At 63.9% G+C, this 7,156-nt stretch carries 7 protein-coding genes; 1 reads left to right on the forward strand and 6 read right to left on the reverse strand.

Features of this window, described 5'->3' with window-relative positions:
• On the reverse strand, nt 1-524 hold a 524-nt coding region (locus WCB02_RS27090), incomplete at its 3' end, for an acyl-CoA dehydrogenase family protein (RefSeq protein WP_423962828.1).
• 415 nt (nt 525-939) lie between these two features.
• On the opposite strand from WCB02_RS27090, the gene WCB02_RS27095 reads away from it, so the two are divergent.
• Nucleotides 940-1,596, forward strand: a complete 657-nt coding sequence (locus WCB02_RS27095; protein ID WP_423962829.1) for a TetR/AcrR family transcriptional regulator — start codon at nt 940-942, stop codon at nt 1,594-1,596.
• Nucleotides 1,597-1,750: 154 nt separating this feature from the next.
• Here WCB02_RS27095 and WCB02_RS27100 read toward each other — a convergent pair whose 3' ends face one another.
• The 5 genes from WCB02_RS27100 to WCB02_RS27120 all read right to left on the reverse strand — a co-directional run.
• Complete coding sequence (locus WCB02_RS27100) at nt 1,751-2,497, reverse strand: MBL fold metallo-hydrolase (RefSeq protein ID WP_423962830.1); 747 nt, start codon at nt 2,495-2,497, stop codon at nt 1,751-1,753.
• A 3-nt stretch (nt 2,498-2,500) separates the two neighbouring features.
• Nucleotides 2,501-3,262 carry an MBL fold metallo-hydrolase gene (locus tag WCB02_RS27105; protein ID WP_423962831.1) on the reverse strand — a complete coding sequence of 254 codons (762 nt, stop codon included), beginning with the start codon at nt 3,260-3,262 and terminating at the stop codon, nt 2,501-2,503.
• 5 nt (nt 3,263-3,267) lie between these two features.
• Nucleotides 3,268-4,593, reverse strand: coding sequence for an MFS transporter (locus tag WCB02_RS27110; RefSeq protein WP_423962832.1), 1,326 nt, complete (start codon nt 4,591-4,593; stop codon nt 3,268-3,270).
• A gap of 309 nt (nt 4,594-4,902) precedes the next feature.
• Nucleotides 4,903-5,727 (reverse strand): phosphotransferase, encoded by an 825-nt coding sequence (locus WCB02_RS27115; protein ID WP_423962833.1) that lies wholly within the window; start codon nt 5,725-5,727, stop codon nt 4,903-4,905.
• Nucleotides 5,728-6,207: 480 nt separating this feature from the next.
• On the reverse strand, nt 6,208-7,156 hold a 949-nt coding region (locus WCB02_RS27120; RefSeq protein ID WP_423962834.1), incomplete at its 5' end, for a CaiB/BaiF CoA transferase family protein.

Here is a 7,156-nt window from a genome sequence, read left to right on the forward strand (position 1 = left end):
GACGACCACCATTTGCGGCCGTTGATGACGTAATGATCGCCATCGCGCCTGATGCTGGTTTCGATATTGGTCGCATCCGACGACGCCACCGCCGGTTCGGTCATCAGGAAGGCGGAACGGATCTCGCCGTCCATCAGGGGACGCAGCCATTTGCGCTTCTGCTCCTTGGAGCCGTAGCGCATGAAGACTTCCATGTTGCCGGTGTCGGGCGCAGAGCAGTTGAACACTTCCGAGGCCCAGGAGATGTGGCCCATCTCCTCGGCGAGCAGCGCGTATTCCAGGTTGCTCAATCCCGCGCCGCGAAATTCGTCATCCTCATGCGAGGACGGCGGCATGAACATGTTCCAGAGGCCCTCGGCCTTGGCCAGCTTCTTCAGATCCTCCAGCACCGGGATCACCTTCCAGCGCGGTCCCTCGGCGTCCTGCTGCTTGTAGATCGGCACCGCGGGACGGACGTGCTTGGTCATGAACGACTGCACCCGGCCGAGCCATTCCTTCTGCCTGTCTGACATCGTGAAATCCATGGGAGCTCCTCTCGCTTCTTCTTGACGATCTCTTGTCGTGACGATCTCGGAAATCTTTGCCGCACTGTCGTCCCGTCATCCGCGCGCCGCAAGGGGCTTGATGGCGGTTGCAGGGGCGCGATGCCGGACGCGTGAAGGCCGAAGATGCGGCGCGCATCACGCGCGGATTGACATTTGCGACCTTTGAAACGATAGTTTCATACAAATGTTTGAAAAGCAACCGGCAAGGCAGATCGCGTTCCGCCGCGTCATAACCAGCTTTATGCCCTCATCCGAGAGGAGCTTGCGTAAGCAAGCGTCTCGAAGGACGAGGCCCGAAACGCGCAGCGGGGCCTCATGGTTCGAGACGGCGCTTCCGCGCCTCCTCACCATGAGGGATTAGCGACACAGCAGGACCAGGCAACGCAGACGACCCATGCCGAGCGATCTGACCCGCACCGCCATCCTCGCCGCCGCCGAACGGCTCTATGCCGATCGCGGCTTTGGCGACGTGACGCTGCGCGACATCGTCGCCGCGGCCAATGTCAACCTGGCCGCGGTGAACTATCATTTCGGCTCCAAGGACGAGTTGATCGCGGAACTGTTCGTCAGCCGCAGCCTGGCGCTGAACCGCGAACGCTTGAGGGAATTGCGCGCCGCGGAAGAACGAGGCGGCGGCATCGCCGATATCTCCGAGATCCTCCGCGCGCTGGTCGGCCCCGCGCTGCGCGGCTGCCTCGGCCCGGACAATCAGCGCTCGACCTCCGCGCGCTTCATGATCCGGGCCTCGATCGAGTCCGTGCCGCCGATCCGCCGCATCAAGAATCGCGAGATCGACCATCTGCGCAAATTCTCAGCCGCGATGCGCCGCGCGCTGCCCGAACGCGGCGAGGTCGAGATCTATTGGGGCCTGCATTTCGCGCTCGCCATGGCCCACCACACCATCCGCGACAGCGAACGGCTGACCAAATTGTCGGAAGGCAAATGCGACCTCGATGATGTCGAGGGCGTCGTGGCGCGCGTCGTGGCGGTCGCGGTGATGGCGCTGGCGGGAGACGCGGCGAAGATGCCGAAGAAGCTGGCCGCGCAATAGCTGGTTCCTTGGAGGATGGGTAGAGCCCTTCGCGAAACCCATCACTTTGCTATGACCGGTTTTGCTATGACCGCTGATGGGTATCCTACGAATCCGTCTCGTCACAGTCGAGGTTCGGCGCCAGAATCGCTCGCCTGTTTGCTCCGATCCCCCCTCAATCCCCCGGCCAGGTCGCGAACGATTTTGCAGCGGCGGCGCCGAAGTGCAGTTCCTCGTCCTGCCCCGACGGATCGATGAAGAGGCGGATCTTCAGCTCGTAGTCCGAAATATATTGGATGGGCGGGCCGACACGAAATGGCCGATCGTGGCCGGGATAGATGATCTCGGCCAGCGCCAGCGCCTTGTCGAGGCTTGCCAGCGCCTGCTGATCGCCGCCGGTACAGGCGGCGAGTTGGCGGGTCGCAGCTTCCCTGGCGCTGCCGACGGCATCGCCGGCCAGAAGGCTGCGGCCGACCAGCAATCCCATCGATCCCGGCGTGTGGCCCGGAAGTTCGACGATCCGCAGATCGGGCGCCAGCTCGATGTCGTCGCTGACCGGTTGAAGCCGCAGCCGGCGCAGCGCGCGAGCGGTGTATTCGGGAATGGCCCAGTCACGCTCCGCGGCGCGGTCGGCCGCCTCGAGCTCGCGCCGGTGCACCAGCACACAGGCTGTCCCGAACAGGTCAGCATTCGCCGCATTGTCCCAGTGCAGATGCGACAGCACGACCTTGGTGACCTCTGACGGATCGATGCCGGCGCGGCGCAGCCGCCCCTGCAGGATCGGCCGGTAGGCATAGGGGCCGGTATCGAACACGATCAGTTCGCGCGCGGTGCGCACGACCGCGACCGTCGTGGTGCCGAACAGGAATTTGTCGGCGCTGGCGGCAAGGCCGGTGAAGAGCTGGTCGATATCCGCAGCCATCACTCAGCTCCGCTCCGCCGTTTCAGCTTCTTGCGAGCAATCTTCGGTCGAGATCATGGTGTGGATATCGCGCCCGTCGGGCTGGAACGAAAACCGCAGGCGATAGCGATATTGCGCCAGATAGCTGACGCGGCCGTCTTGCAGCGTGAACGGCCGGTCATGGCCGGGATAATACACCGAACCGGCGGCGAGTGCCCGGGCCAGGCTCGCCTGCCCTTTCGCCGGATCGAAGAAAGCGACGTCCGGATGGCCGCGCACGGCATCGCGCGCCGACCACAGCGCGTCGCTGGCCAGCACCAGCGCGCCAGCTTCCGCCTGCACCACCAGTCCCTGCAGCCCGATGGAATGGCCGGGCAACGGCAAGGTTTTGACGCCCTCGAAAATCTCCTGCTCGCGATCCTCCAGCAGCGTCAGCCGCATCCCCGCCAGCATCTCGCGGGCGTAAGGCGGCGTGCCCCAGTCGGAAGGGCGGATATCCGCCGCATAGTCGAATTCGAGCCGCGGCACGAGAATCTCGGCGTGACGAAACAGGTCGATATTCTCGATGTGATCCCAATGCAGATGCGACACGAACACGGTGTCGACCTGCTCGGGGGTCACGCCATGCGCGGCCAGCGCCTCCACCAGCGTGCGGCGCACGCGGTACGGCCCGCAATCGAACAGGATGGTGCGCTTGCCATCCCGCAACAGCAGCAGCGAGCAGATCCCGAACAGGAAATGGTCGGCCTTGGCCGGAAGCCCGGGGATGAGCAGATCGACCTGCAATGATTCTACTCCGGCAGCGGCTTGCCGCGCGTTTCCGGCGCGAAATAGACCGCGATCAGGCCGATCGCATAACTTGCGGCCATCACCGCGCCCGCCTGCGGAATGCCGCCGAACGCGACCACCAGCGATCCCGCGATAAACGGCCCGATCGCGGCAAAGATGCGGGCGATGTTGAAGCAGAAGCCGACCCCGGTGGCGCGCAACCGGGTCGGAAACATTTCCGGAAAATAGGGCGTGAAAGTGCCCAGGATGCCGTTGGTGAACAGGCCCATCAGCGGCAGCAGCATGATCAGTGTCTGGTAGGTCTTGGGCACCAGGAACACGATCGGCAACACGATCATGTTGCCGATGCATCCGACCGCGAATGCGGGCCGGCGGCCGATCAACTCGGTGAACCAGGCAAACAGCAGAAGGCCGAACACCGCGGCGCAGTTGAGCACGATGATCGCGATGCTGATCACCTGTAGCGGGTTGGCGCCGGCCGCATTCGCCAGTTCGGCGGCCCGTGCCGGAATCCAGGTCTGCGTGCCCCAGAACCCGACCGTCGCCGCGAACGACATGAACGTGGCCGCGACGGTGCTGCGCAGCCAGGGCGGCTGGAACAGCTCGACGAAGGTGAAGGTGGCGAGTTTTCGGTCGTCCGGCGACGCCCGACCCGCCGACAGCCGCTGCAGCGCGTCATTGCGCCGCCGCGACGCCTGCTGCCAGCGCTCGGACTCCGGCACCTCGCGCCAGACCAAGGCGACCAGCAGCGCCGGGATCACGCCGGTGAAGAACACATAGCGCCAGCCATAGGCGCCGACGGTCAGATTGATCAATCCGGCCAGCAGATAGCCGAAGCCGAACGCCGACATCATGAGGCCGGAGGCGGCAACCCGCGAGCGCTGCGGCCACGTCTCGTTGATCAGCGCGGTGCCGATCGCCCATTCGGCGCCGACGCCGGCGGCCATCAGAAACCTGAAGATGGCGAGCTGCCACCAGGTCGCCGCGAAACCGGACAGCGCCGTGAACAGCGCATAGACGACGATGGACAGGCACAGGGTTCGCGCTCGTCCCCAGTAATCGCCGAGGATGCCGAAGATCAGTCCGCCGACGCCCCAGCCCAGCAACTGCACCGCGGCAATCGCGCCGCCATAATAGCCGATGGTCTGCGGCGTGGCGCGCGGCCCCAGCAATTCGCGCAGGCTCGGCACCAGCACGACCGTAAAGAGATTGAGATCCATGGAGTCGAGCAGCCACCCGACATAGGCGACCGCCAGGATCATCCAGAGCTTGCGCTCGATGCCCTGAAACCAGCGCGGTTCGCCTGTGTCGGCCACTGAACTCGACATGGTGCGCTCGTCGTTCCCCGTGACCAGGATGCTCCGCCCAGCCGGCCAGTTTGAGGCGGCGCTTGCTTGCGTTCCGGCCCAAGGTTCGCAGAATTCGACAGGGCGATCCAGCACGATGTGGATTTTGTCGCCTGCTCGAGCATTCCTTTCCGATCCGATGCCGCCGGTACAACGTTCCGAGGTTCGACTCGTATCGGGGGCGCCATTTTACGATTCCCTACGAATCAGTGCGATTTCGCTCCGGCGGCCCGCGACCGACGATGATGAGCATTAGGTCTACGCCACAGTCCTATGATCAACGATGCTGGCTCAATCTGACCTTCGACTGCCGAACTCGGCTCTGAGGTACTCCAAATGGTAGTCGGCGGCTTCGCGCTTCTCAGGCACGTCGTACCGCGCCCAACACCATACCGATGTGCAGAGACTGCGAAGGTAATGAAATGCCGAGAGCAGGTCTTGATTCATCGGCTCGAACTGAGCCAGGTCGACCTCGGGCAGCCAGCCGACGTCCCACTCACAAGGTCCCAAACTGACATCTTCCAAGTCGTTCCAAAGGGCGCCTTGCGGCGTGATCAGCACGTTGCCGAGATGCACGTCTCCATGGATAGGAATCGGCTCGAAAGGAGTACTCGTCACCATCTCACGCAGGCGGCCGTAGGTTGATCGCAGGAAGGCCCGATCAACGGGACCGAGCGCCGGAGTGGTGGCCTCGTTTTCGAGCAGGCGGTCGCATCGATCGAGCTTGTGCCAGAAACTCGGCAGTTCACCGCGGTAGTCAGAGAGCGCCCGGTGCACGCGCCGCAACGCATCGGCGGCTTCGGAAACATGCCGGGCGTCATCCCCATTCGCGGCAACGTGTTCGATGAACTTCCAGAGCGTGATGACAAAGCCGTCTTGGATGTGAGGGCCGCCCGGCCAATCGGCAGCGAGGCCGGCGACGGGAGCCCTGTTCCCGGCCAGGTGGCGCGCGATATCGACTTCCAAGGTCAATCTGGCCGTCGCTTCCGGGGCGCTGACGGGCATGGCCCTGGCAACGACATCATACGGAAGTAGCCGCACGCTGACGTGCTGGGACTCGTGCAGGAAGAACGGATTCACGCGGCCCATCCCGAGGCGTCGGGCCAACTGGGTCATAGCTTCGACCGCTCGCAAAGACGTTGTAGGTTGCAAACTGCTCTTCCTGTTGCCGCGGAGCGCAATAGCGCGTCACGAAATCGCTTTTCCTGCATTGTGGGCGATGCCCGGCTCGCGGCAACTAACGAACAGCTTCGGATTGCGACGTCAGCGCTCGTCCCCGATATACGACGAACAGTTCTCACTCCACTATGCCTCGGCCTTTCGTCGGCTTGTTCGTCTTGCTTATGCCGTGTGGCCGACGGCGACTCGCGCGACCAGGCGCAGTCCCCAATCGAAGGCAAGCGCTGTTTCGGCGATTGAACCGTATGCTGGGCCACGGCATCATAGCGCAACGGCGAACGAATAGTGCCCCGAGGTCATGCGGCGCCTGCTTGCGGACAAGGCGGCGTAGCCGCGGCGAGGCCATCGAACCGCTGCCCCCGCTCCAATTCTCGCTGTGACGAAGCGCAAGTGATCCGACCACGACGGCCGCTTGCGCTAGATCACGTCCTGCTGCTTCAGCGCCGCGAGCTTTGCGTCGTCATAGCCGAGCTTGGACGCCAGGATCTCCCGCGTGTGTTCGCCGAGGCGCGGCGGGGCCTTGTAGTCGGTCACCGGCGTGCCGGAAAACGTCAGGGGATTGCGGATCAGGGAGAGCGCGTGATTGAAGGGGTGGTCGACCTTGATCTCCATGCCGCGCGAGCGGACATGCGGGTCTGAAAACACCTGCTCGAAATCATTGACGGAGCCACAGGGCACGCCGGCCTTTTCCAGTTCATCCAGCCAGTAGCCGACCTTGTTCTTCAGGAACAGGCCCGCAAAAATCGCCATGATCTCCTTGCCGTGGACGACGCGGTCGTTATTCCGAAGGAATCTCGGGTCCTTGGCGAGCTCGGGTTCGCCCAGCACGGCGCAGGTGCGTACGAACTGCGCGTCATTGCCGACCACCAGCATCAGCTCGCCATCGGTGCAGCGGAACATGCCGGCCGGCATGCCGCCATTGCCCCAGGTGCCGCGCCGCGGCAGCGATTGGCCGTTGACGAGATAGATCTGCGCCCAATGCGACAGCGAGGCGATCACGGTGTCGAACAGGCAGACGTCGAGATGCTGACCGTCGCCGCCATTGGCCTTCTTGTGATAGAGCGCAGCGAGAATCGCGATCGAGGTGTTCATGCCGGTCATGTAGTCGACGATGGAGGGGCCGACCTTCATCGGCCCGGCGCCCGGCTCGCCGTCCATGTGGCCGGTGACGCTCATCAGGCCGCCCATGGCCTGGAAGATCGCGTCATAGCCCGCGCGCGGCGCATAGGGCCCGGTCTGGCCGAACCCGGTCACCGAGCAATAGATGATGCCGGGGTTGACGCCGCGGATCGATTCATAGTCGAGGCCATAGCGCTTGAGATCGCCGACCTTGTAGTTCTCCATGAAGACGTCGACGCCCTTGGCC

Source organism: Bradyrhizobium sp. (assembly GCF_049581145.1).
GTDB lineage: Bacteria > Pseudomonadota > Alphaproteobacteria > Rhizobiales > Xanthobacteraceae > Bradyrhizobium.